At 60.2% G+C, this 25,223-nt stretch carries 17 protein-coding genes; 9 read left to right on the top strand and 8 right to left on the bottom strand.

The window, feature by feature from the left end:
* Nucleotides 1-17 precede the first annotated feature (17 nt).
* Nucleotides 18-1,493: a hypothetical protein gene (locus HMPREF3039_RS08620; protein ID WP_147550027.1), complete on the bottom strand. Its 1,476-nt coding sequence runs from the start codon at nt 1,491-1,493 to the stop codon at nt 18-20.
* 630 nt (nt 1,494-2,123) lie between these two features.
* On the opposite strand from HMPREF3039_RS08620, the gene purC reads away from it, so the two are divergent.
* The 6 genes from purC to HMPREF3039_RS08590 all read left to right on the top strand — a co-directional run bounded on the left by purC (nt 2,124) and on the right by HMPREF3039_RS08590 (nt 8,586).
* Nucleotides 2,124-2,834 (top strand): phosphoribosylaminoimidazolesuccinocarboxamide synthase, encoded by a 711-nt coding sequence (purC, locus tag HMPREF3039_RS08615; protein ID WP_067572755.1) that lies wholly within the window; start codon nt 2,124-2,126, stop codon nt 2,832-2,834.
* Nucleotides 2,835-2,909: 75 nt separating this feature from the next.
* Nucleotides 2,910-3,356: a hypothetical protein gene (locus HMPREF3039_RS08610; RefSeq protein ID WP_067572757.1), complete on the top strand. Its 447-nt coding sequence runs from the start codon at nt 2,910-2,912 to the stop codon at nt 3,354-3,356.
* A gap of 33 nt (nt 3,357-3,389) precedes the next feature.
* A complete protein-coding gene (gene purL / locus HMPREF3039_RS08605; protein WP_067572760.1) occupies nt 3,390-5,792 on the top strand; it encodes a phosphoribosylformylglycinamidine synthase subunit PurL in 2,403 nt (800 codons plus the stop codon).
* A gap of 47 nt (nt 5,793-5,839) precedes the next feature.
* A complete protein-coding gene (locus HMPREF3039_RS08600) occupies nt 5,840-6,547 on the top strand; it encodes a phosphoribosylformylglycinamidine synthase subunit PurQ (RefSeq protein WP_067572762.1) in 708 nt (235 codons plus the stop codon).
* A gap of 42 nt (nt 6,548-6,589) precedes the next feature.
* A complete protein-coding gene (locus tag HMPREF3039_RS08595; protein ID WP_067572764.1) occupies nt 6,590-7,369 on the top strand; it encodes a hypothetical protein in 780 nt (259 codons plus the stop codon).
* Between the two features lie 137 nt (nt 7,370-7,506).
* Nucleotides 7,507-8,586 carry a M42 family metallopeptidase gene (locus tag HMPREF3039_RS08590; protein WP_067572827.1) on the top strand — a complete coding sequence of 360 codons (1,080 nt, stop codon included), beginning with the start codon at nt 7,507-7,509 and terminating at the stop codon, nt 8,584-8,586.
* Between the two features lie 248 nt (nt 8,587-8,834).
* On the opposite strand, the gene tkt is transcribed toward HMPREF3039_RS08590, so the two are convergent.
* Nucleotides 8,835-10,838, bottom strand: coding sequence for a transketolase (gene tkt / locus HMPREF3039_RS08585; RefSeq protein ID WP_067572766.1), 2,004 nt, complete (start codon nt 10,836-10,838; stop codon nt 8,835-8,837).
* A 194-nt stretch (nt 10,839-11,032) separates the two neighbouring features.
* Here tkt and HMPREF3039_RS08580 point away from each other — a divergent pair, with 194 nt between their 5' ends.
* The gene (locus HMPREF3039_RS08580; RefSeq protein ID WP_067572768.1) at nt 11,033-12,481 is read left to right on the top strand and encodes a catalase; all 1,449 of its coding nucleotides are present in this window, start codon (nt 11,033-11,035) and stop codon (nt 12,479-12,481) included.
* On the opposite strand, the gene HMPREF3039_RS08575 is transcribed toward HMPREF3039_RS08580, so the two are convergent.
* On the bottom strand, nt 12,471-13,181 hold the full coding sequence (locus HMPREF3039_RS08575; RefSeq protein WP_067572770.1) for a hypothetical protein: 711 nt from the start codon (nt 13,179-13,181) through the stop codon (nt 12,471-12,473). The two genes, HMPREF3039_RS08580 and HMPREF3039_RS08575, sit on opposite strands and share 11 nt — an antisense overlap.
* A 257-nt stretch (nt 13,182-13,438) precedes the next feature.
* Between HMPREF3039_RS08575 and proB the strand changes: the two genes are divergently transcribed.
* Nucleotides 13,439-14,200 carry a glutamate 5-kinase gene (proB, locus tag HMPREF3039_RS08570; RefSeq protein ID WP_067572829.1) on the top strand — a complete coding sequence of 254 codons (762 nt, stop codon included), beginning with the start codon at nt 13,439-13,441 and terminating at the stop codon, nt 14,198-14,200.
* Nucleotides 14,201-14,210: 10 nt separating this feature from the next.
* Nucleotides 14,211-15,512: a glutamate-5-semialdehyde dehydrogenase gene (locus HMPREF3039_RS08565; RefSeq protein WP_231863889.1), complete on the top strand. Its 1,302-nt coding sequence runs from the start codon at nt 14,211-14,213 to the stop codon at nt 15,510-15,512.
* Nucleotides 15,513-15,580: 68 nt separating this feature from the next.
* On the opposite strand, the gene HMPREF3039_RS08560 is transcribed toward HMPREF3039_RS08565, so the two are convergent.
* The 5 genes from HMPREF3039_RS08560 to HMPREF3039_RS08540 form a co-directional block, all read right to left on the bottom strand.
* Complete coding sequence (locus HMPREF3039_RS08560) at nt 15,581-21,397, bottom strand: autotransporter domain-containing protein (protein WP_067572774.1); 5,817 nt, start codon at nt 21,395-21,397, stop codon at nt 15,581-15,583.
* Nucleotides 21,398-21,605: 208 nt separating this feature from the next.
* Entirely contained in the window at nt 21,606-22,433 is an 828-nt protein-coding gene (gene cysE / locus HMPREF3039_RS08555) for a serine O-acetyltransferase (protein WP_067572776.1), read from the bottom strand.
* 133 nt (nt 22,434-22,566) lie between these two features.
* Entirely contained in the window at nt 22,567-23,031 is a 465-nt protein-coding gene (locus HMPREF3039_RS08550; RefSeq protein ID WP_067572778.1) for a DoxX family protein, read from the bottom strand.
* Nucleotides 23,032-23,146: 115 nt separating this feature from the next.
* Entirely contained in the window at nt 23,147-24,325 is a 1,179-nt protein-coding gene (locus tag HMPREF3039_RS08545) for a prenyltransferase/squalene oxidase repeat-containing protein (RefSeq protein ID WP_067572780.1), read from the bottom strand.
* A gap of 5 nt (nt 24,326-24,330) precedes the next feature.
* Entirely contained in the window at nt 24,331-25,116 is a 786-nt protein-coding gene (locus tag HMPREF3039_RS08540; protein ID WP_147550030.1) for a YdjY domain-containing protein, read from the bottom strand.
* Between the last annotated feature and the right edge of the window lie 107 nt (nt 25,117-25,223).

The raw sequence follows: 25,223 nt of genomic DNA, 5'->3' as shown, positions 1-25,223 counted from the left end.
GGCGCACCAGCGCAGAATCAATTCCACAGATACCGATTTCCCAAACTGTTCCAGATGCCGCTTGCCCCGGGGCATTCAGCCGCTCCGTCCCGGGCCGTTTTTCCCTGCAGGATGGCGCGTTTTTTAAAAATGTACTGCAGATAGTCTTCGCCGTCGATGAACAGGATATCTACCGTGTACCACAGTTCCATCAATTCGACCACGGTTTTTAAGTCCGCATCGGCAGAGGACATGATTCTTTCCGTTCCGTCAGCCCCGCGCACGATGCAGAAGGGAACGAAGTACATCCCGTTCGTTTCCTCCACCTCGTTGTTGTTCCCTTTTCCGCCGGCCATTTTCCCTTTGGCAATGTCCGTAAGCGTTTCTTCCAGCAAATGGCTCAAGTCCCTTCCCACGGAGATCCATTCCCGCCTTACTCTGGGTTCGCCATATCCTGCAGGCTCCCGAGTGCCGTCGTAGGGGAACAATGCCCTTTCCGGGACTTGGTTGTAAAACCACTCGTCATAAATGTCCAGGGGGGTATTGATCAGGGTTTCCGCACGTCCCATGAGTGTTCCGTCCAGGTAAAAACCGCTGATTCCCCTGCTTCCCACCCAGCATGCTCCCGGTTTTCCCTGAGTTCCATTCGGGAATAAATCCCTCCAAAGCGGATTCCGGTCCAGAGGCTTCAAAAAACGCTCCCGGAATCCCCGTACATATTCTTCTTTCGTATGATGGGCAGGAGAATCGGCCTCCGGTTCTTTTTCCTTTTCCTCTTTCGCCTGCTCTTTCAAAGAGGCCTCTTTCTCCTCCCGTATTTTTTCTTCTGCAAGTTCCTTTTCCATTTGATCATCAAGCCGTCGACAGAAGTCTTTCACCCAGGATTCGGAAACCATGGGCGGCGGCGCTTCTCCCAAATCCGCGGCATGGCGCCGGATTTTGGCGCATTGATCCATAAGCCATTGTTCCCTTTCCGGATTGAAATCCTCCATCATGGCCATGTCCACGATTCCGAAAGCCAGCTCTCTCATGGCGGGCCTCAGCATTCCTTCACCTTCACACAGGTCTTCCCCTACCGGGCCGGAAGCTCCGCGGAAATAGATATGATCCCCGTCACACCCGCTTATAAGCTGCCTGTACATGTCCATGACGAAAGTTTTCCGCTCAACCGCCTCATCCCAGGTTTTTCGCAAAGCGTCGGCCAGGGCCGGCTTCAATGTTATTTTTCCTCTTTTGACGTACAGATGCTTGTAAATAAAAGGGTTGATTATGGATTCCATCCATCCGGCCGCCCGCATGCGCCATTCCCCGAATTGGGGCAATTTGGGAAGCAGGCCTTTTCTGTCGGAAGGGGTGCTGAATATATCCTCTTCCTCCCCTCCGCTGGCCATGCAGTCCCATCCTTCCAGCATGTTCCCCAGAACGGGAAATTGCAGGCACATGAGCAGAACGGTGCAACGGTCCGCTCCCTGGCTCTGCAAGTCCACAATCGGTGCTTGGGAAAGTATTTGCATGCTGGAGGGTCCGACGGTCCGGGCCCAGATCAAATCGTTCCCCTCCAGATAAAAGCCAAATTCGCGATTAAACGAGGGGAGATAAATGCACGCATAGGAAAATGGAGGATCGTCCGGAAACAGGACCGTCCAATAACGGGAATCATGAGATTCCGCCGCAAAGTACTGGGCGGGACTCCGCAGAGCGAGATAGGTTTCATCTTCGGGTTCCTCCCCCAGCCCAGAAAACGGAATCGCCAGAGTCAGCCAAACGCATGCAAATATCCTGAACATCAATGGTCTTTCTAACAAGGCGAAAGGATTGCGTCAAGATGATTAAGACCAATCAAACCATGCTGAGGCGTTCCGGTGATTCACGGGTTCATGGGCTGTCCTCAAATGGTCCTGGGGAAGGTTCCGTGCCCGTCCCCTGTTTTTCATTTTCAGGTGTTCCGTGTTTTCCGGATTTTCCGCTGCAATTGTCTCGCGGCAGGTTATTTTCAAATGAGTTTTCCGCCGCGCCCGGCCGCATTTCCGCGCGGCCTTCCGCCGCCCTGGCCGCGGGGGTGTTCTTCGTCCAGTTGCGGCTTGACCCTGCGTACCGTCTGGCGTAACATCCCCGCACGCATTCAACCCCGCGTAAACCGTATCATGGAACCTATCTACGAAGGCAAGGCCAAAAGACTTTATACGACCGATACTCCCAACGTCCTCCGCATGGAGTACAAGGACGACGCCACTGCCGGAAACGGCGCCAAGAAAGCCCAGTTCGAGAACAAGGGCAAGCTGAACAAGGCCATCACCCTGCTCATTTACAGGATGCTTGAGGAGAAGGGCGTGAAGACCCACCTGGTGGCCGACGTGGACGACATCAATATCGACGTCAAGAAGGTTTCCATTCTTCCCCTGGAAGTGATCGTGCGCAATATTGCCGCCGGTTCCTTCAGCCGCCGCATGGGCGTCAAGGAAGGCACCCCCTTCAAGAAGCCCATCGTGGAATTTTCCTACAAGGACGACGATCTGGGCGACCCCTTCATCAATGACGATTATGCCCGGGAACTGGGCGCCGCCACGGAAGAGGAGTGCGCCTTCCTCAAGAAGCAGGCATTGATCGTGAACGACGTGCTGATCGACTTTTTCAAGCAGGTGGGCCTGACGCTGGTAGATTACAAGATCGAGTTCGGCCGCCTGGCGGAAGATCCCTCCCAGATCGTGCTGGCGGACGAGATTTCCCCGGACACCTGCCGCCTGTGGGACATCAAGACCGGCGAGAAGATGGACAAGGACCGCTTCCGCCAGGACCTGGGCAATGTGATGGAAGCGTATGAGGAAGTCCTTTCCCGCCTCCAGCACAAGGCCTGATCCGCAAGCCTTTCCCCATGGGAGCCGGCCGGCCAGCCGGCCCCCATTTTTCATTTTACCACATTCCTGAGCCATATGACCCTCCATTTTGAAGTTATCAGCCGATTCCAGGCCGCAGCCAATGCAGACGCCCTGCTTTACACCCCTCTGAATGCCGGCCTCACTTTCCGCCGCAGCCGCGTGTACACGGTGGGAATCACCGGAGACGAGCAGAAAGCCCGCGACTACCTCCTGAGCGTGCTGGTTGACCCCATTGCCCAGGAATGCAGCGAGCAGGACGCCCCCATTCTGACGGGAGCCCTTTTCACCATCGACTATGGCATGAAGGCCGGAGCCCTGGACCTGGAGAAGGAGGCCATCCTGCAGAATTACCGCGGCCGCAAGAACATGGGCTTTACCCTGGACGGGCTGAAGATCACGCAGCGCGTGTACGTTTTCGGCCAGGGGGACCGGGAGAGCCTTTCCAAACGCTTCGCCAAGGACGTTTGCAATCCCGCCATCCACAACTGGACCATCGCCTGATTTTTCCCCTCACGCCTACTTTTTCCCAGCAATATGTCCGCCAAAACCTACCGCACCGTTCCCGTGAGAGACCTGAGCAGCGACGAGCTGCTCGAGCTCAGCAAGCAGCAGAAGCTTTCCCTGTCCCGCGAGGACATGGAAGTCGTCCAGCAGATTTTCCGCGAAGTGGACCGCGACCCCACCGACGTGGAACTGGAAGTGATCGCCCAGACCTGGTCGGAACACTGCAAGCACCGCATTTTCTCCGCCTCCATCAGCCACAGCGTGAACGGAGGCGCGCCGGAGACCGTGAACAGCCTGTTCAAGACCTACATCAAGAAGCCTTCCGAGAAGATCATGGAACGCAAGCCGGGCTTCGTGCTCAGCGCGTTTGACGACAACGCCGGCTTCATCGCCCTGGACGACAAGCTGGCCGTCTGCCTGAAGGCGGAGACGCACAACCATCCCTCCGCCATTGAACCCTACGCAGGGGCGAATACCGGCCTGGGCGGCGTCATCCGCGACATTCTGGGCGCAGGGAAGGGGGCCAAGCCCATCGCCTCCCTGGATGTGTTCTGCTTCGGCGCTCCGGATACGGACCCCGCCTCCATCACCGCCCCGGACGTCATTCATCCGCTGGGCATCATGCGCGGCGTGGTGCGCGGCGTGCGCGATTACGGCAACCGCATGGGCATTCCGACGGTGAACGGGGCTATCCAGTTCGACCCCACTTACATTTACAATCCGCTCGTGTTCTGCGGCACCGCCGGCGTCATTCCCCGCGGGGACATCCTCAAGGAAATGCGCCCCGGCCTGAAGGTCATCGTCATCGGCGGCCGGACCGGGCGCGACGGCCTGAAGGGCGCCACCTTTTCTTCCGCCGCGCTGGATGAGGCTTCCCATGAGGAGGATTTCACCGCCGTTCAGATCGGCAACCCGATTGAAGAGAAGAAGACGCTGGATTTCATTCTGGAAGCGCGCGAACGCGGCCTGATCGTGTTCATCACGGACTGCGGCGCGGGCGGTTTTTCCTCCGCCGCCGGGGAAATGCTTTCCGTCACGGGCGGGGAGATTTTCCTGGACAACGCCCCCCTGAAGGAGCCGGGCCTGATTTCCTGGGAGATTTTCCTTTCCGAGTCCCAGGAACGCATGGTGATGGCCGTGGAGGAAAAAGACCTGCCGGAACTCCAGAAGCTGGCGGATACTTTCCAGACGGAACTGACCGTCCTGGGCCATTCCGACAATACGGGCATCCTCAAGGTCTGGCACAAGGGGGAATTGGTGTGCTGCCTGGATAATTCCAAGCTGCATGAAGCCCCCGTCAAGAAGCTTTCTTCCGTATTCACCAGCGGGCAGGGGTTCACCGGGCAGCCGATGCCGGACAAGGACCTCGGCAAGTCCCTGGAAACCGTCATGAGCGATTTCGCCATCGTTTCCCGCGAACCCATCATCCGGGAGTACGACCATGAAGTGCAGGGCAACACGATTCTGAAGCCCCTCGCGGGCGCCACGGCGGACGCGCCGCAGGACGGTTCCGTGGTGGACATCGACGGCTCGGACAAGTGCATGGCCATGGCCTGCGCCATTCTTCCGGAATGGGGCAAGACGGATCCTTACGCCATGGGTACCGGCACCGTGGACGAGTGCGTGCGCCAGCTTATCCTGGTGGGCTCCAACCCGGACAAGATCGGCCTGCTGGACAATTTCTGCATGGGCAATCCGGAAGATCCGGCAGAGCTCGGCCGCCTGGTGGAGTGCGTGAAAGCCATTGCCAGGGCCGCGGACGCCTACAACGCCCCGTTCATTTCCGGCAAGGATTCCTTCTATAATTATTTTGAGACGGAAGACGGTCCCATCAACGTGCCCGTCACGTTCCTCTGCTCCGGGTTCGGCGTGGTGGAAAGCCCGGACCACGCCACCGGCTCCTCCCTGCGCCGGGACGACAGCCTGCTGTATCTCATCGGCAATACGGAAGATGAAATGGGCGGCTCCGTCTTCGCACGCACGCACGGCGTGAACGACTGCAAGGTGCCGCAGACGGATTGCGCGAAGAATATGGAGCTGTACAAGTCCTACTACAATGCCCTGACTTCCGGCTTGGTTCTTTCCGCCCACGACGTTTCCGAAGGCGGCCTGGCCGTCACGGCGGCGGAAATGGCCTTTTCCGGCAAGGGCGGCGTCCAGCTTGACCTGACGAAGGTTCCCACCGTGAACGGCTGGAAGTCCCCGGCCATTCCCCTGTTCAGTGAAAGCACGGGCCGCATCCTGGTGGAGGTGGACCCCGAATTCGCCGCGGATTTTGAGGCGGCCATGGAGGGCTTCCCCTGTGCCTGCATCGGGCGCGCAACTCCGGAAAAACGCCTTGCAGCCACCTGCTGCGGCGGGGAAAAGGTGCTGGACTGCGAACTTGCCAGACTCAAGAAACTCTGGAAGGACGGACTCACTCCCTACTATTGATTTCAACAGTCCCGGATTCAACTTATAACGATTTGACACATAATCACATGCCTCACGCACTTTTACTCAAATACCCCGGCACCAACTGCGATGTGGAAACGGAACGCGCCCTGCGCACGGTCGGTTTTTCCACCCAGGTCCAGCCCATCGCCACCGCCGCGCCGGAACACGTGGCCAAGTCCCAGCTCGTCGTCATCAGCGGCGGCTTCAGCTACGGGGACTACGTTACCAGCGGACGCCTGGCGCAGCTGGAAACGGAACGTTTCCTGGGAGACGCCCTGCACAGGCACCACGCCGGCGGGGGCCTTATCCTGGGCATCTGCAACGGGTTCCAGATTCTGACCAAGCTCGGCATCCTTCCTTCCTCCAGCCTGATTGACAACAAGAGCGAACGCTTTGAATGCCTGTGGGCGAAGCTGGTGAAGGTGGCCAAGGATTCCCCGTTCCTGCAGGGGCTTCCGGACGAGTTTGAATTGCCCTCCGCCCACGCGGAAGGCCGCCTGGTCACCAGGCCCGGAGATGCGGAAAAGTATCTGGCCGCCGGGTATGTGGCCCTGCAGTATGCGGACAACCGCGACGGTTGCTCCTGCAGCATTGCCGGGCTCCAGGACGCCACCGGCCGCGCCATGGGCCTGATGCCCCACCCGGAACGCTTCCTGCTTCCCCGCCACCATTACGACAAGGACTGGGCGGGCCATGAAGACTGGGGCTGGGGTTATTTCCTTTTCAAATCCGCCTTTGACGCCCTGAAATAAGTTCCGGGAGTCTGCAACAACCTAGCACCCTTCCTCCGCAACATGACAGATACGGTATTCATCAGCTCCTCGAACGCCCTGGGTTCTTTCTGGACCTCAAAACGGTATTTCGACTACCTGATTGACGAAACGAATCTGCCGCTCCTGCGCGGCAGGGAATTCGGCCAGGCTGTTCTCATTTGTCCGTCCCTGTGGGAAGGCCGCCGTGCCATCCGAAAGAACGAGGAGGCATTCATTTCCCATGTCCGGCAGTTGATAGACATTCTGCACGAGGTGAAAATCGAACGCCTGACTTACGTCACCAGCATCGATACCCAGCCGGAGACGGGGAATGAAGATTCCCCGCTGGTTCATGAGTTTGAAGACGCCTTCCTTTCCGCCCTGGCGGAATTGAGGGATTACGTCAACCTCAAATTCGGCCGCGTGCTCAACGTGTACCTGCCGGAAGTCACCGGAACGGGTGCGGATATGAGCGTGGCGGATCTGCTGGCAAATGCGCCGGAAGGAAAGGATGAACTGGACGTGGCCCTGCTGGAACGCCACCAGCTTTATCCTAGGCGCCGCATCGTCAATGATGTGGAGAAAGCATGGGAATGCGGCCTTTTTGCCGTCAATCTGGTTCCGGAACCCGTCACTGCCTTTGAACTGGCGGAAGCATGCTTTCCCTCCCTCGCGGGGCGCCTCCCGGTAGCGAAGGAGACGGATCCTTACGGAAGCGGCAGAACTTCCGTGCATTCCACGCAGTACCATGATCCGGACACCGGATACATCATGGGGAAGGCTGACGTTCTGGAGGGTATTTCCAAGGAGCTTCAGGCCTGATTTTTTTCATTTATGGAGAGCCCGCATGCCCTGTCCGGCATGCGGGCTTTTCCGTGTGTACATCCCTCTTCTGAAGATGCGGCATCCGCCCTTCTTTCCGGTTGAGCGGCATCCGGAACGGTGCTATAAACGGGTATATGAAGATCAGCGACGACAGCCTTGAGTTTTTAACGGAACTTCTGGAGACTCCCAGTCCTTCCGGTTTTGAGATAGACGCCCAGCGCATTTGGGCGGATGAGATGCGGAAGTACACGGAGGATGTCCAGTGCGACACTTACGGGAATACGTGGGCCACCTTCCATGCGGACAAGGAGAACGCCCCCACCCTGATGATCGAGGCCCATGCCGATGAGATCGGCTTCATGATCCGCCACATTACGCCGGAGGGCTTCCTGTATGTGGAACGCGTGGGCGGAACGGATACGGCCATCGCGCGCGGGCGCCGCGTGCGCTTCCTGGGCAGCCAGGGGGAAGTGATGGGCATTACGGGGAATACGGCCATCCACCTGCGCGAAGGTGGGGAGAAGGAGCCCAAGATCTGGGAAATTTACATTGATGTGGGCGCTTCCTCCGACAAGGAGGTGGCCGACCTGGGGCTGCGCGTGGGGCATGTAGGCGTTTATTGTGACGGCCCCATGCTGATGAATGAGAACAAGCTGGTTTGCCGCGCGCTGGACAACCGCCTCAGCGGCTTTGTTCTTTCGGAGATAGCCAAACGCCTGTGCAAGCAGAAGAAGCCCCTGGCCTGGAACGTGGCGCTGGTCAATGCCGTCCAGGAGGAAGTGGGCTGCATCGGCGCCGGGATGATCACCCACCGCATTCAGCCGGATGCCGCCATCTGCATAGACGTGACGCACGCCACGGATTCACCCGGCCTGGACAAGGGGAAGTTCGGGGATATCAAGCTGGGGAAGGGCCCCGCCGTCATTCACGGAACCGCCAACCATCCCAACCTGGTGGCGCGCCTGGAAATTGTGGCGGACAAGAACAAGATCAATCTCCAGCATGAAGCCGCGGGCCGCCGCACCGGCACGGATACGGACAGCATTTACGTTTCCCGCAACGGGGTGGCCTCCGCACTGGTTTCCCTGCCGCTGCGCTACATGCATTCCCCGGTGGAAACCGCCGCCCTCAGCGATGTGGAAGATACCATCAAGCTGCTGGTGGAACTGATCAAGTCCCTGAAGCCCGGCGATTCCTTCGGGCACAAGCTGTAAGCGGCACAAGGCTTTTCATGCGGCGCATTTCCGCCTTCCTTGAAAGCGTTTCCTTGCTGCGGTTCCGGCAGGGTTCCGGCCGCTGAAGGCTGGAGCTTTTCAGCCCGGGGCGGCGAGACGGAACCGTTGCGGATGGCGCGCGAGGGCGCCTTGTTCGCTCGCATGGGCCGGATGGATAAAGAGAAGGCTGCCCCGCATCGGCAGGGCAGCCTTTGACAAATTGCATTCGGAAGCAATTCCGGGCCGTCTTATCTGGCAAGCACGTTTTGAACGGCGTTGACGACGTTGTCCACGTTCATGCCGAGTTCGTCCAGGACCTGATTGCCCGGGGCGGAGAAACCGAAACGGTTGATGCCCACGGCTTCACCCTGGCAGCCCAGGTATTTCCACCACAGTCCCGTTACGCCGGCTTCCACGGAGACCCTCTTCATGCAGGAGGGGGGCAGCACGCTTTCCCGGTATTCGGCAGGCTGGGCGTCAAAGCGGAAGAAGCTGGGCATGGAGACCACGCGGATTCCGCTGCCGAGGCGTTCCGCGGCCTTCAGGGCCAGTTCCAGTTCGGAACCGGACGCAAGGATGACGGCTTTCAGTTCACCCTGTTCCCGGCGGGCTACGTAGCCGCCTTTCAGCACGCCCTGGCGGCGCGTTTCCACGGGGATGTCATTTAACGTGGCCACTTTCTGGCGGGTAAGGATCAGGGCGGTAGGGCCGTCGGCCCTTTGCAGGGCGGCCATCCAGGCTCCGGCCGTTTCTTCCGGGTCCGCCGGGCGAATGACATCCAGGTTGGGGATTACGCGCAGGCCGGAGACGGTTTCCACCGGCTGGTGGGTGGGGCCGTCTTCACCCACGGCCACGGAGTCGTGCGTCAGGATGTAGGTGACGGGCAGCCCGCTCAGGGCGGCCACGCGGATGGCGGCGCGCATGTAGTCCACGAATACGCAGAAGGTGGCGGCGCTTACGCGGAACAGGCCGTCGTACGCGATGCCGTTGCAGATGGAGGCCATGGCGTGTTCCCGGATGCCGAACCAGAAGTTGCGGCCTTCCGGATTTTCCGCGGAGAAGTCTCCGCCGCCGTTGAGGTAGTTTTTGTTGGAGCTGTACAGGTCCGCGCTGGTGGTCAGGAACCAGGGGTCGGCCTTCGCGATGGCGTTGATGGCCACGGAGCCGGAGGAACGGGTGGCGTCGCTGTAGTCCGGGGAGAAGGCGGGGATATTCTTGTCGGAAACGGAGGGGTCCACGCCCCTGGCGCAGGCGTCCATTCCGGCGTCCAGTTCCGCGGCAAGTTCCGGGAAGGATTGGCGCCATTCCCGGTACATGGCGTTCCAGGCGGAGAAGGCGGCTTCCCGCCGGGCCTTGAGGTCGTTGAAGTAGGCGCGGACGTCTTCGGAAACGTAGTAGCGTTCCCCGGAGGGGATGCCCCAGTTGGCATGCGCTTCTTCCAGGAGTTTGGCCCCGCCTTCGCCGTGGCCCTTGGTGGTGCCTTCAATGCCGGGGATGCCCTTGCCGATGACGGTTTTGGCGATGATGAGCTGGGGCTTGCCGTTTTTGGCCGCCTTGGCGGCTTCCACCGCTTCCGCGACGGCTTTCAGGTCGTGTCCGTCGATCTGGCGCACGTCCCAGCCCAGGGCTTCATACACGGCGCGGGGGTCGGCAAGCTGGGTGCGTTCCGCGGGGGCGTCCAGCGTGATGTCGTTGGAGTCGTAAATGAGGATGAGGTTGTCCAGTTTCAGCACGGCGGCCAGGGCGAGCGCTTCGCGGGCCACCCCTTCCTGCAAACAGCCGTCCCCCGTGAGGCAGAAGATGTTCTGGGTGAAGATGTTCATGCCGGGCTTGTTGAACCGCGCGGCGGCGCGCCTGGCGGAGAGGGCGAAGCCGACGGCGTTCGCAATGCCCTGGCCGAGCGGCCCCGTGGTGCATTCCACGCCGTCCGTATCCCGGAATTCCGGGTGGCCGGGCGTGATGGAGTCCTTGTGGCGGAAGTTTTTGAGGTCCTCAATGCCGACGTTGAATCCTGACAGGTGCAGCCAGCCGTAAAGGAACATGGAGCCGTGGCCCGCGGAGAGAATGAAGCGGTCGCGGTTGAGCCAGCGGGGCTGGGCCGGGCAGAGGTTGAGCAGATCACCGAACAGGACGGCCCCGATTTCGGCGCACCCCAGGGGAAGGCCCAGGTGGCCGGATGCGCAGTCGTGAACGGCATCCATGGCAAGGCCCCGCGCCTGGTTGGCGGCTTTTTGGAGAAGGTCAAGATTCATGCCAGGGCAATATGACGAGAACCGCCCTGCATGGAAAGTCTAAAATGCGTCTCCGGCAAGGGTTTCCGAATGGTCCGGGTGCCGTGGAAAAAGGGAAATTGGGGACGGTGATTTTTTCTTTCCGGTTTTCCGGGGATTCGGTCATTGACACGGTTGGGAAATTTGTTTTAATTATTCTAAATAAAAAATATTGTATGAGTGATTCGAAGAATTTAACTACTGAAGCCGGAGCCCCTGTTCCGGATAACCAGAACGTTTTAACGGCCGGTCCGCGCGGCCCCATGTTGCTGCAGGACGTCTGGTTTCTGGAGAAGCTGGCCCATTTCGACCGCGAGGTGATTCCGGAGAGGCGCATGCACGCCAAGGGTTCCGGGGCTTTCGGCACCTTTACCGTGACGCATGATATCACCCGGTACACGAAGGCTGCCCTGTTTTCAGAGGTCGGCAAGAAAACCGATCTCCTGGTCCGCTTTTCCACGGTAGCGGGGGAACGGGGCGCGGCGGATGCGGAACGGGATATCCGCGGTTTTGCCATCAAATTTTACACGGAGGAGGGCAACTGGGACCTGGTAGGAAACAATACGCCCGTGTTTTTCCTGAGGGACCCGCTCAAGTTTCCAGACTTGAACCATGCCATCAAGCGCGATCCGCGCACCAATATGCGGAGCGCCCGGAACAACTGGGATTTCTGGTCCTCCCTTCCGGAGGCTTTCCACCAGGTGACCGTGGTCATGAGCGACCGCGGCATTCCGGCTTCCTACCGGCACATGCACGGCTTCGGCAGCCACGCGTTCAGCATGTTGAACGCGGATAACGAGAGGGTCTGGGTGAAATTTCACCTGAAGACCCAGCAGGGCATCAGGAACCTCACGGACGAGGAGGCGGAGGCCATTGTCGCGAAGGACCGTGAAAGCCACCAGCGCGATTTGTATGAAAGCATTGAGAAAGGGGATTTCCCGCGCTGGACGATGTACATCCAGGTCATGACCCAGGAGCAGGCGAAGGCGTGCCCCTTCAATCCGTTTGACCTGACCAAGGTTTGGCCGCACGGGGATTATCCGCTCATGGAAGTGGGCGTGCTGGAGCTCAACAGGAATCCGGACAATTATTTCGCCCAGATCGAACAGGCGGCGTTTAATCCGGCCAATATCGTGCCCGGCATCGGCTTTTCTCCGGACAAGATGCTTCAGGGGCGCCTGTTCTCCTATGGGGATGCGCAGCGTTACAGGCTGGGCGTGAATCACAACCAGATTCCCGTAAACGCACCCAGGTGCCCGTTCCACAGCTACCACCGCGACGGCATGATGCGGGTGGACGACAATGCGGGAGGCACACTGGGTTATGAACCGAACAGCTACGGAGAGTGGAAACAGCAGCCGGAGTTCCGGGAGCCGCCGCTTGAGTTGGACGGAGCGGCCTGGCACTGGGATTTCCATGAAGACGACCACGATTATTATTCCCAGCCGCGCGCTCTGTTCCGCCTGATGACGCCGGAACAGAGGGAAGCCTTGTACGGCAATACTGCGCGGGCCATGGGTGATGCGCCGGATTTCATCAAGCAGCGCCACATTGACCACTGCATGGAGTGTGATCCCGAGTACGGGGAGGGCGTCGCCAGGGCCCTGGGCATGTTCAAGGGGTAGCCGTTTGGCCTTTTCCGGGCGGAAGTTCCTCAGATGCGGAGCTTCCGCCCGGTTTTTGGTGTTGGGGCGCCAGATCCGGCAATGCCGGGAGGATGTCGACGGGGTGTTCCGGACGCTGGATGTGCATTTCCTTCCGCGGTTCCGGTTGATAGGGGGCCAGCGTGATCCTGCTTTCCGTGAGCGCCGCCAGACGGCTGAGCCTTTCCCAGACGAGGCCCATGGAGGCTTGCGGAGGGATGCAGATGTTCACGCATTTTTTCTTTTTCCCTTTTTCAGGCATCAGAACATCGTACATTTCCTGTTCCGTGCCCTTTGGATAAAAACGGCCGGCCATCCATGTTCCACTGGGGAACAGAATGACCGGAAAGAGGATGTACCGGGGATTTTCCTGCATTCCGCAGGGATCGTCCTGGTCCTGCCACGGAGCATGGAAAAGCCAGGGCTGGCAGGCGGGCAATTCCCAGTAAAAGCTTTCTCCCGGGAATCGAGGCTGCATCCGGAAGGCGAGGACATCGCGATGCCGCTCCATGAACGAGATGATACTGTTCTCCAACTGGCCGTACGTGTCGTCCCGGCCGACGGCCAGGGTGCCCGTTCTTTCCTGTTTGTCGTAGTCCGCCGGGGCGGCTCCCTCCTCCGCGAAGACGGGGGAGAGTCCGGCCGTGCCCAGGCACAGGAGAAGAAGGATGAATCTGATCATGTGGCCACTATGGCGCGGCATGTGTCACGGGTCAATGAAAGTCTGTTTTCAAAAGGCGTTGTTACTCAAAAGTTATTTTAGATTGTTCTTGCGTGTTCCGGTGAAAGAATGCTGCCGCCTCTCTGGAGTCCGGATGCGGAGGAGGGGCGCGGTTTTCCTCTTTTACCGCAGCGTATCATTTGGAGGGAGAGACGATCCGGGGGAGTTTTTTCTTCCTTTCTCGGGAAGACCGTCTGGTGTACAGTGGCGGCAGACGCATGAAGATCGTAGTGAAGGTAGGAACGGGCGTACTGACCCGTGGGAACGGAACGCTGGACGGCTCTTCCATCGTGCATTTGGTGAGCGCCCTGGCGGATTTGATGCAGCAGGGCCACCAGGTGGTGCTGGTGAGTTCCGGCGCGGTCGGGGCGGGGGTTTCCGTACTGGGGCTTCCGTCTTATCCGCAGGAGCTGTCCCTCAAGCAGGCCTGTGCCGCGGTGGGGCAGACGCGGCTGATGCAGACGTATGAGAATCTTTTCAACCATTTTGACGTGGATGTGGCCCAGCTTTTGCTGACGGCGGACGATTTAAAGCGCCGCCGGCACCATGTGCAGGCTACGGTGATGCGCCTGTTCGAGCACGGAAGGATCATTCCCATCGTGAACGAGAATGACACCGTGTCCGTGGAGGAATTGAAGTTCGGGGACAACGATATTCTTTCCGTGCATATTGCCCGCATGCTGGAAGCGGACGCCCTGTTTATCCTGACGAGCGTGGACGGCCTGTATCCTCCGGGGGGAAGCCGGAAGGCCATCATTCCCAGAGTGGAGGATGTGGACGCCGTGCTGGCGTTCGCAGAGGAGGACCGGGGCCGCTTTTCCATGGGCGGCATGAGCGCCAAGCTCCAAGCCATCCGGGAAGCCGTGAATGCGGGGATAGGCACCTACATGATGCATGGCCGCCATCCGGAACGCATCGGGGTGCTGCTGGAAGGCGGCAGGGAGGATGCGGGAACGTTTTTTGTACCGAAGAAGGGATGAAGCGATGAATATGGAGAATCCTCTTGAACCTGTTGGACGCGCGGCTGTGGCCGCTTCCCGTGAGCTGGCCGCCCTGAGTCCGGAGGAGAAAGCGGACGCCCTGCGCCTGATGGCCGCAGGCGTTCGGGGAGCCGCGGGGAGAATTATCCGGGAGAATTCCCTGGATATGGAGGAGGCGGAAAGGAATGGGCGGAATGCCGCGTTTCTGGACAGGCTGCTGCTGACTGCGGAGCGCGTGGAACACATGGCGCGCGGCATGGAGCAGGTAGCGGCCCTTCCCGATCCGGTGGGCGAGTGCATCCGTGAATGGACGCGGCCCAACGGCCTGCATATCCGCCAGGTGCGTGTGCCCCTGGGGGTCATCGGTTTTATTTATGAGAGCCGCGGCACCGTCACTTGCGATGCCGCCTCCCTGTGCCTGAAGTCCGGGAATGCGGTCATTCTGCGCGGCGGCAGCGAGTCCCTGCGGACCAACAGGGTTCTTGCGGCCGTGCTGCGGGAGGCCCTGGCGGAGTCTGCCGTTCCGGCGGACGCCCTCCAGCTTCTTGATTCGGGAAGCCGGGAGGAGGTGAAGCAGTTGTGCGAGCTGGATTCCTGTCTGAACGTGATCATTCCCAGGGGAGGGAAGGGGCTGATCCGGACCGTGATGGAGTATGCCAGGGTGCCGGTGCTGAAGCATCTGGACGGCATTTGCCACGTGTATGTGGACGCCGCCGCGGATTTGAAGATGGCCCTCAATATTTTGGACGACGCCAAGACCCAGCGGCCGGGAGTCTGCAACGCGGCGGAGACCCTGCTGGTGGATGCCGCCGTGGCGGAACGGTTTCTTCCGATGGCGGCGGAGCGCATGCGCCAGCGCGGGGTGGAGTGCCGCGTATGCGGGCGCAGCATGCCGTTTTTCGGGCCGGAGGCCGTTCCCGCGTCAGAGGAGGACTGGTCCACGGAGTATGAAGACCTCATTTTGTCCGTGAAGGTGGCAGACGGCGTTCGGGACGCCGTGGAACATATCAACCGCTACGGTTCCCACCACAGCGATTCCATCGTGACGGAGGACGAAAAGGCCCGCGATTATTTCATGAGCCGTGTGGACAGCGCGTGCGTTTACCACAATTGCTCCACGAGGTTCAGCGACGGGGAAGAGTTCGGATTCGGCGCGGAAATAGGAATCGGCACGGACAAGTTCCATGCCCGGGGGCCGATGGCCCTGCGGGAGCTGACTTCCTACAAGTACGTGATTGAAGGCTCCGGGCAGGTAAAGGACCCTTCCCGGATGCCGGATGCAGTTCGTTCCCGGCCGGAGGAGATTTCCTGATGCGGAGGGGGGCACCGCAGCGAGACTGCGATGCCCCCGGTTGCAATTACACCCAGAAGAAGTTTTTGTTAGAAGGCTAGCCTGTAGCCGATGCTTCCGTTGACGCTGCCGGCACGGCTGCGGAAGTCCGCGTTGACGTCCGCAAAGACGGAGCCGGTGTAACCCACCGGAATGGTGAGGCCCGCGCCTATCTGCACGCCGGTGGCGCCTTCCCGGGCCCCGTTCACGCGGAAGCCGGCTCCCGGCGCGCCGACGGGCGCCAGCGCGGCCGTGGTTTTCCGGTCGCCCAGGTTCTGGACAAGCTGCACCCGCAGTTCACCCAGGCAGGCTCTTCCCATCAGGTTGTCGGAGAGTTCTCCGCGGAGCCTGGCGCCCAGTCCCACCGTGCCGTAGGTGGAGTCCATGTCGTCCACGCTCATGCCCAGGCCTCCGGTTTCCGTAAAGCCGTCCATCCGGCTCTTGTAAATGGAGCCATTCACCAGGGGCTGGAAGATGGAAGTCCTGTTTTCGTTCAGGTACAGGTCATAGGTGCCTTCATAGAACGCGCCGCAGCTGCTGCCGCTGGTACTGCCGTGCATGGAGTACATGCCGGTTCCCGCTACGCCCGCCGTGCGGTTCAGGGAGGCGTCATTCCATCCGTAGGTGAGAATGAGATTGTGGGCCCAGCGGCCGGATTGGAGGCGGAAGAACAGGTTGCCGTAGTAGGAGTCCAGGTCTCCGTTCGCCCTGTAGGCGTCCAGGTCGCCGTAGCTGGCGGAGAAGGCCGCGCCCCAGACGAAGCTGTCGCTGCACGTGACGTCAAACCCGAAGGTGCCGCCCCAGGTGTTGAGCTTGTAGCCTGATTCGTCCCTCCGGTCATCCAGCTTGCGGTAGCCGCCTTCCCCTTCAATCCAGGCATTGAAGCGGGGCAGGTCGTCGTTGACGTATTGCAGGGAGGCTCCCATTTGCGCCACCCTGTTTCTCAGGTGCAGCACCTGGTCTTTCAGGGCTCCCTTCTGGGCGGAGTGCAGGGCGGTAATCCCGCTGCCCGCATAGGAGGAGAGGGCGGATTGAATGGTTCCCGCGTCACCGGCGGCCTGGGCGTTCCCCACGGCATTGAGGAATTCCATCATGGCTGGGCTGATGTTCTGCGGGGCGGAGGTGACGGCCCACAGGCTGTCCACGGCGGCTTTCTGGTTGTCTGTAGAGGCGTAGTCCTTCAGCGGGCTGTCTCCCAGCTTGGTGAAGCGGACCTGGAAGAGCCTGCCGTCGTCGGAAAGCATTTTGCCGATGTCATAGACGAGGTTGGCGAAGCCGGCATAAGTCAGGTTCACCATGTCCGCCGTCCAGCTTGTCCCGTCCGCCGTGACCAGTCCGTTTTCCGCATAGAGGGCGTTGATGGTGAATTCCGGCAGGATGGCCCAGTCCCCTGCGGTGCCGAGGCCGTAAATGTTGACGTTGATGGACGGTTCCGTCCCGCTGATGCGGATGGAGCCGTTTTCCGCCTGGATGGCCGCCCAGCCGGAATCGGCGCTGCGGGAAACGGTTTCCGTGCTGACGGTGAGGTCCAGGGATGCGCCGGAGGCCAGGTCCGCCGCCACGCCTGCGTTGTTGCCCGTCAATACCAGCTGGATCGCCCTCTGGTTGGGATTGCCGCCCAGGTACAGCTTGCCGTTGGAGGCGATGGAGAGCGTGCCGGCCGTGGTGTTGTTCATCAGGGAAAGGTCCGCCGTGGCGTCCAGGTCGGAGGCTTCCCGGGTGTTGTCCCCTATGGAGATGTTCCTGTAGGTCATGGAGCCGTCCGCGGCCAGGTTTTTGTCCCCCAGGACGAGATGGCCCCCGGTCCTGGTATGGCTGACGTCCACATTGCCGTTCCCGGAGGAAAGGATGATCTGCGTGCCTTCCCCCCGGTGGGTGATGGCGCCCGTACCGGTGATTTCCCCCTTGAAGGAGTAGGTTTTGCCGTTGCTGGAGGCCAGTTCCAGATGGCCGTCCGCCCCCAGGTGGAGCGTGCCGTTTTCCTGTTCCTGGTGCAGGCCTTCCAGGGCGATCGTGGAGCCGTCCTGCAGGCGCAGGCCGCCGCCGTCCAGATGGAGCAGCACGTTTTCTCCCAGATTGCTGCCCGTTGTGAGAACCAGGTTGCAGTTGCCCAGTTTCAGGGTGCCCGTGCCGGTGATGGAGGCGTTGAGCGTCAGGTCTGAAAGCGTTTCCCTGGAGATGGTGAGCAGGGCTCCCCCGGCCAGGGTGATGGAGCCGGAGCCCGTCAGGTCCGCGGCGGCCAGGGAGGCGGAGTTGAGCGTCAGCGCCGCGTCCCGTTCCACGTTCAGGGTTCCGGAGATGATGGAGCTTTCCGTCCTGTTCTGCAGGACCAGTTCCCCCTGGTGAACGTCCAGCGCGGAGGCGGTGATTCTGCCGTCAATGGTCAGTTTCCGTTCTCCGTCCTTGACCAGCCGGGCGCTTCCCAGAATGGACCCGGCGTAGGCGGTGTTGCCCGGTTTGCCCGGTTCTGCGGAGGTTTCATTGAGCAGCGTGATGATCACATCCTTGTCCGTTCCCGTGTTCACGACGGCATCGGATTCCGTCCCGGCCAGGTAGCGGATGGTGGTTGCCTTGTCCTCGGGAGCCGTCCCCTGGGGCAGGTCGATGTTCAGCGTTCCGTTGTTGGTGACGCTGGGCGTTGCTCCCAGGGTGGCGGCGGAGGTGACGTTTTTGACGGCGCCCCTGTCAATGATCATGGCGTCCAGCTGGCCGAAGGAGATGATCACCCGGCCGTTTTCCGTCCGGGTGATGTCCCAGGCCATGCCGTTGTATTCGCTCAGCGTGATGTTGTTGGGGTCTGCATGAAGAGCGGCGTTGGTGATGTGGAAGGCATAGTCTCCGGGAGCGTTCAGCAGGGCCACGGCATCAGCCGTCAGCGTCAGGGTGAGTTCTCCCAGCGTGAGGCTGGAACCGTCCGCGTCATTGAACCGGATGATGCCCGTGCCCTCCGCGCCCATGTTGGCGGCGGAGAGACGAAGCTGGGTTAATGAGCCGGAGAGGTCCGCATTTCCCGTCAGTCCGGAGATGGTTCCCGTTCCGGTTCCCATGCTGATGGAGTCCAGCTTGCCTCCGTCCAGGCCGCCCATGTTGATGTCGCCGGTGATGCCGGAAACGGAAACGCTTTTGGCTCCCAGTCCTCCGGTGTTGGCCAGTGTCCCCGCGGAGATGGATATTTTCCCGGAGACGGTCTGCCCGGCCAGGTCCAGCGTGCCTCCTTCCACCTGGTAGGTTCCGGTTCCGGTGTCTGCGGATTTGAGGGTCAGGTTGCGGGAAATGCGGATGGTGCCGTTGTTGGTGATGTCCAGGGAGGCTCCCTGGTCTTCGTTAAACCGGAGGGTGGAGCCCTGGTCCACGGTCAGGGAGGAGATCGTATTGCCCAGGGCCTTGTCCAGCGTCAGGTCCGAGTTTCCGGTAACCTGCACCCTGTCAAAGTTCTGGAGTGTTCCCAGGAAGCTGGTGGTATAGTGGTCGAAGACGAGCTTCTTTTCCCCGTTGACCGTGCCGCCCCCCTTGCCGTCAATGGTTCCGGCGTATTTGTCGAATTTGTGCTCGGTTCCGTTTCCTGTGGTGGCGGCAATATCCTTCAAGGTGATGGAAGTTCCCCCGTTGATGGTGCCGCTGGTCTTGTTGCCTCCGCACAGGAGCGTCCATGCCCAGTTGTCTCCATCGGCCTTGCCCAGAATGGCGTCCGTGCCCGTCACGGTCAGGCTGGTTCCCTGGGTAATCGTGCCCTGTGTCTTGTTCCCTGCGTAGATTTCATTCATGAACGTTCCTCCATTGATGTAAATGGAGGTGGAGCCGGAGATGGTTTTGGCGCCCGTGTAGAGACCGCCGAAGATGCGGTGGGAGAACACGCCTTCATTGAAGATGATGGCGATGTTTCCGTTCACGTCGGTGGCGTAGCTCCCCGCTACGGAGGTGCGGTCCGCCTCTCCGGCAGTGAAGGAGGTGTCAAAGTTTCCGGTGGAGGAGGAGAATTCCAGGTAAATGTCCCCGTGGACGGTTCCGGCGTTGACTGCGCCGAAGACGGTCGATTTGCCGATGGAACCTTCCGCAAAGCGCAAGTTGATATTCCCGTACAGGTCCCCGGAAGTATGGCCGCCTATCCATCCGTTGTTGGAGACCACTCCCTCTCCAAGCGTTACCCACAGGTCCTGCCGGTTTTCCGCAGTGCCGTACGCGCCGCTGTTGGCGTGAATGAGTTTGGTGCTTCCCGTTCCGGTGATGGTGGAGATGTTGGAGTTGGTGCTGTTGCGGACATTGTACGTGTTGTCGGCTCCCGCCGTCGCTGCGGCTGTGGTGCCGGTGTCCGTGGTCCATTCAATCATGCCCGGTTTCGGGGCGGAGGCTCCCCTATGGGCCAGGTAAATGGCTTCCGGCCCGGTAATGCCGCTGGAGGAGGGGGCGTAGGAAAGGGAGCCGTCCAGCGCCAGATTGGACAGGATGGCGTCCAATGTGCCGGAATAGCTGAAGGTGAGGCCGGAGGAACTGGCTCCCGCCGCCGTTTGCGCCTCCCCGATGAGGACGTCCCCCAGCCAGATGTAGTAGCCTGCGCTGAGGCCGTTGGCGTTGTCCCCCGCTACATAGGCCACGCGGATGGTGTCCGTGTTGGCGGACATGTCCCTGGAGTACAGGATGGTGCTTCCCCACTGGATGTACGCTTCATTGATGTTCAGCGTGCCGTTGCCCAGGTTCAGGGAGAAGTTGTTGGTGGTGTCCCAGCCTCCCGTACTGCCGTTGCCCAGGCGCAGGGTGAAGTCCACCGTGTATCCCGCGGAGCCGCCCTGGGATTCCCCCCATGAGTAGGTCAGGGTGCTCGTTCCCGCGTTGTTGAAGTTGATCGTGTTGTTGGAGATGGTGACGTTGCTGGCCGTGAATCCCCTGGCCGTGAGCTCCTCCCGGGTGATGGCGGGCGTCTGCCCGAAGTTGAAGCCCAGTTCGTGGGAGGCTTTTCTTTCCTGCCCGGCCGACCGTCCCGCGTAGCCCATGCCCCTGGCCAGGTTCCCCGCCATGAGCAGGTCGCCCTGGGCGTTGGGGTGCAGGCCGTCCGCCGTGGGGTTGTTGAACATGGTTCTGACTCCGTAGAAGGGGGTGGAGGAGGCCACGTCGATGATGCCCTGGTTGACGTCGATGACCGTAACGCCGTCCTTGTCCCGGCCCCAGTTTTTGAGGGATTCGTTGTAGTCGGCCACGGCCTGGTGGGTCGCGCTGGAATTGCCGTTGGCGTGCTGGGTCCAGCACGGGATGGAAAGAACGATGATTTCCGCGCCGCTATTGGCGGTTTTCATGGCTTCCACCATGGTATCCATGTCTCCAAGCAGGTTTTGCGTGACGGCGGAGAGGCGGTCGTTGAGCGTGCCGTTGTTGCCGTCGGAGAGAAGGTCGTTGGTACCGGCCAGGATGAAGAAGGTGCCGGGGGCGGCGGTTCCGGTGAACGTTTGTCCGGTGTAAGTGCCTCCTTTTGTTTTTTCCGTGCTCAGGCCCAGCCAGTTGCTGATGTTGGAGCCGTTGAAGAGTCCGTAGTTGGCGCCGTCTGCGCGCCCTGCGATTTCATAGGCGCGGGCGCTTGCCTGGGAGGAATGGGCGTTGTTGAATACGCAGCCGCCGTAGGAGATTCCCGCCGCCACCCCGCCGGAGTAGTTGCCGGTGTTGATCCCCGCCGTGCTGTAGGAAATGCCGTTGTCCGCGAAGATTTTGTGCAGTGCCCAGCGGTAGGAGCCGCTGTTGACGCCGTGGGTGATGGAGTCCCCCACGTACATGACGTTGCCGAGGCTGCCGTCAGATACGGAAGCGGAGGTGGCGAAGGGGTAGAAAACGCAGGAAGCCAGAAGCGCGGCTTTCAGAGAAAAGGGTAACCTTGGACGCATATTTTATGAATATGCGAATTACGAATCCGGCCTCAATCCAAAATTCTTACGTTCAAAGTATTACGAGTTTCAATATGTTGAAATGCAGGATATTGCGGCACGGCTGGTCTTTTTTTTGTGTCATATCTCTTCCTCCTCCATAATCAAGGGACAGAGACGTTTCCGCTCCGGTCCGGAGGGATGATGCGGATTCGTAATCCGTTAGTCGTCAGTTACAAAGGCACTGGTTCATTTCCAGCGCGGGATTATCCGGAACGGAGTCGTTGACGATGACGGCCGGAACGCCTGCCACGGTGGTGTGCGGAGGGACGTCTTCCAGCACGACGGAGCAGGCCGCGATTTTCGCGCATTGGCCGATGGTGACACGGCCCAGAATTTTTGCCCCGGCGCCGATCAGAACGCCGGATTCCACGATGGGGTGGCGGTCCCCTTCCTCTTTCCCGGTGCCTCCCAGCGTGACTTCATGCAGGATGGAGACGTTGTCGCGGATGATGGCGGTTTCCCCTACCACGAAGCTGGTGGCGTGGTCCAGCAGGATGCCGCACCCGATGGTGGCGGCGGGGTGGATGTCCACGGCGAATACTTCGCTGGCAAGGCTCTGGAATTGCAGGGCCATGATCGTGCGGCCGTGTTTCCACAGCCAGTGGGAAATGCGGTAGGTGGTGATGGCGTGGAACCCCTTGTAGAACAGCAGGGGTTCCAGAGGGGTGCGGCAGGCCGGATCACGGTCCACGATGGCGATGAGGTCGTGGGCGATCTGGCTCAGAATGCTTTCTTCATCCGCCAGGGCCTCCCTGACGAGGGGCTCGATCAGTTCCCGCGGCATGTCCCGGCGGGAGAGCTTGCGGGCCAGCCGTGCGGAGATGGAGGTGGCCAGGGAGTTGCGGGAGAGGCAGACGTCGTCCAGAATGCCGCGCATGGCGGGTTCCTCGTCCGCCGCTTCCCGGGCGCATTCCTCCACCCATTCCCAGACGCCGTTGATAACGCATAGGCAGTTGGTGCATTGCCGGAGTTTGGTTCTTTTCAGGCTGGTCATGAGCGGACGGGGATGGAAGGCAAAAAAGGAAGGGCCTCCCGCAAATGGGCGGCCTCTCCCTTATGAGTACCAGAGTGCGGCGGCGTTGAGAACAGGAAAGTATGTCCTATGCCTCCCGGAGGGGACATGCCCGTCAGCCGAAGATGGCGTGCACGATGTTCATGAACCACGCGTCTATGGACCAGGGTCCGGGGCCGGTCAGCAGAAGAGCCAGCGCCGCTCCGGCGTAAAGAACGTGGAATTCAATTCCTTCCCCAGCCTTTTTGCCGGACCAGTTGGCAAAGTAGCCGTTTTTGAGGTGCTTGGTCATGGCGACGATCATCATGATCATGACTCCCAGCGCCGCCACCCGTGTGAACAGCCCCAGGGCCAGGCAGATGGGGGCGCAGAATTCCGTGAGCATGGCCACCTTGGTGAGGAATGGCGGAATGCCCATTTTTTCCGTAAATGTCCGGTAGGTCCCGTCCCATCCCGCGCCGCCGAACCAGCCCAGCACTTTCTGGGCGCCGTGGGGCCACAGGATCAGGGCCAGAGTGAGGCGGAGGACCAGCAGGCCCCAGCCTGCCGCGGCGATGGTGATGGAATCAATGCTGTTCATGAAAGGGGAATGATTCAGTAAAGACCCTTTTGCTGTTTTAGGCGTTCATTTCCAGAAATGAAAAAGGCCGGAAGGAATGGAATTCCTCCCGGCTCTTGAAACCGTCAATGGGCGTCTATTTGGGGATGGAGTGGTACAATTGCTCCAGGGAAAGGACGCAGTATGCCGTGACCAGGACGGGGTCCGCCTCCCACCAGCGGTTGTTGGTGTTCACCCAGGAGCCGTCGCTTTTCTGGATGGAGATGAGCTTGTTGGCCAGTTCGTCGCGCCAGTCCACCTTGCGGCCGTCTTCCAGGGTCAGGTAGTCGATGCCCAGGGCGCTGAGGGCCTTGGACATGGCCTGGTAGTAGTAGTAGAGGCCCTGGACGCCCATGCCGGGGTTTTCATCCAGGTTGTAGCTGTTTTCCAGCCATTTGAGGGCCAGCTTGACGCGGGGGTCGTTTTTGTCCACGTTGGCATAAATGAGGGACTGCATGCCCGCATAGGTCATGCTGCCGTAGGCCTTGGGCGGTTCCGCCTTGTCAAAGGCGGCGCTTTTCGCATCCTTGGCGCTTGCTACGCCGGGGCGGTACACGAAGCCGCCGAGCTGGGATTTGTCATCCGATACCCAGGGTTCCTTGTTGACGGCGGGGTTTTGCTGGCAGCGGTTGATGAATTCCGTGGCCGCGTTCCAGTCCAGGTCGGGCTGTTCGCCGTATTTGCCGTCCTTGGCGAGCTTTTGGGAGTAGTAGATGGCTTCCAGGGCCAGGGAGGTGTTGGAGAGGTCCGCAATGGGGGGAGCCTTTTTGTCCCCGTAGCCGATGCCGCCGTTGTAGGGGTTGTCCGGGGCGAAGTGGTTCTGCTGCTTGATGAGGTAGGCGCGCGCCTTGAGGATGGCGGGGGCGTATTCCTCCTTGTTGGCGGCCAGCAGGGCCATCATGCACACGGCCGTGTTGTAGGAGGACATGCCGCGGTTGAAGATGGAGCCGTCCTCTTTCTGGGATTTCAGGATGAAGTCGTATCCCTTCTGGATGTATTCCGGAAGGGGCTTGCCCTGGTTTTCCGGATCGCGCATGTAGGCGGTGACCGCCAGGGCCGTCAGGGCCGGGTAGGAAGGCTGGGCCCAGTAGCCTTCCGGATTCTGCTTGCTTTTCAGGTATTCGTTCCCCTTTTCAATAGCGCGTAGGATTTCCTGCTTGATGGAAGCGTATTTGGAGGAAGCCGCTTCTCCCGGAACTGCCGTAAGGGTGGTTTGCCCGAATGCCGCCGTGCCCAGCGCGGCGGCCAGAGTTAATGAAAGTACGGATTTAAACATGATGGTTATTGTTTGGGTTGAACCGTTTTTTGAGAAATGGTGACGGTGACGTTGGTGCCGACGGGGAGGTTTTTCCGGGGATTGACGATCCAGCCCGTGTCATTGACGCCGTCGTGAAAGTCTCCGATGTAGTTGATGGGGGAGGTGCGGCTGGCAAAGATGGAGATGATTTCCCCGCTCAGGCTGGCCTGGTAGGCCCCTTCGTAAAAGAAGGAGTTGGTGTAGAGCCAGTCCTTGGGATCAATCCCCTTGTGGGTCTGCGAGTTGACGATGAGGTCGGAAAAGTCGCTTTTCTGTTCCTTGCCGTCCTGCGTATAGGTCATGACGATCTGGACGTAGGCGTCCGCATAGTCGGCCGGCTTGGGCTCCGTGAAGGGGAGCCATTCAAAGTTTTCATCCCGGACGGGGAAGAATTTTTCAAAACGGTGGAATTTGAGCAGGGTCATGCCCAGGCTGATGTGAAGCGGGTCCGCCTCGGACACCAGCAGGGATTCGTGAAGCTTGCCGTTGGGCATGCAGCAGACGTATTCCAGAATGCCCTCCTGCATGTTGACCTGGGCGTTGAAGCTGACGGTGCGCTCCTTGTGGTTGACGATGACGTTGCCTATTTTGATGCGGTGGTCGTCCAGCGGTTCGAATTTGGGTACCGTCTTGCCATCCGGCAGGGGGACTTCCGGGGAGGTTTCCTCCTGTTCCTGCTGTGCCGGGGTTTCCTGGGCAACGGAGACGTCCTGGGCATGGGAGAGGCCCCAGGCGCAGGTGATGAGGGGTATAAGGAATTTGAGAGACATGCCGATTTTTTTTAGATTGGAGAAGGAACGGGTTCCGTTCAATGAAAAAGGCATCCGTGATGGATTTGTTACTTTTCTACCACGGATGCCGGAGAGTGTCGGAGGGA

The sequence above is a fragment of the Akkermansia sp. KLE1798 genome (genome assembly GCF_001580195.1).
In the GTDB taxonomy this organism is placed as follows: Bacteria; Verrucomicrobiota; Verrucomicrobiia; order Verrucomicrobiales; family Akkermansiaceae; genus Akkermansia; species Akkermansia biwaensis.
Note: the sequence above shows the minus strand (reverse complement) of the source record. Positions and strands in the feature narration are given on the sequence as shown.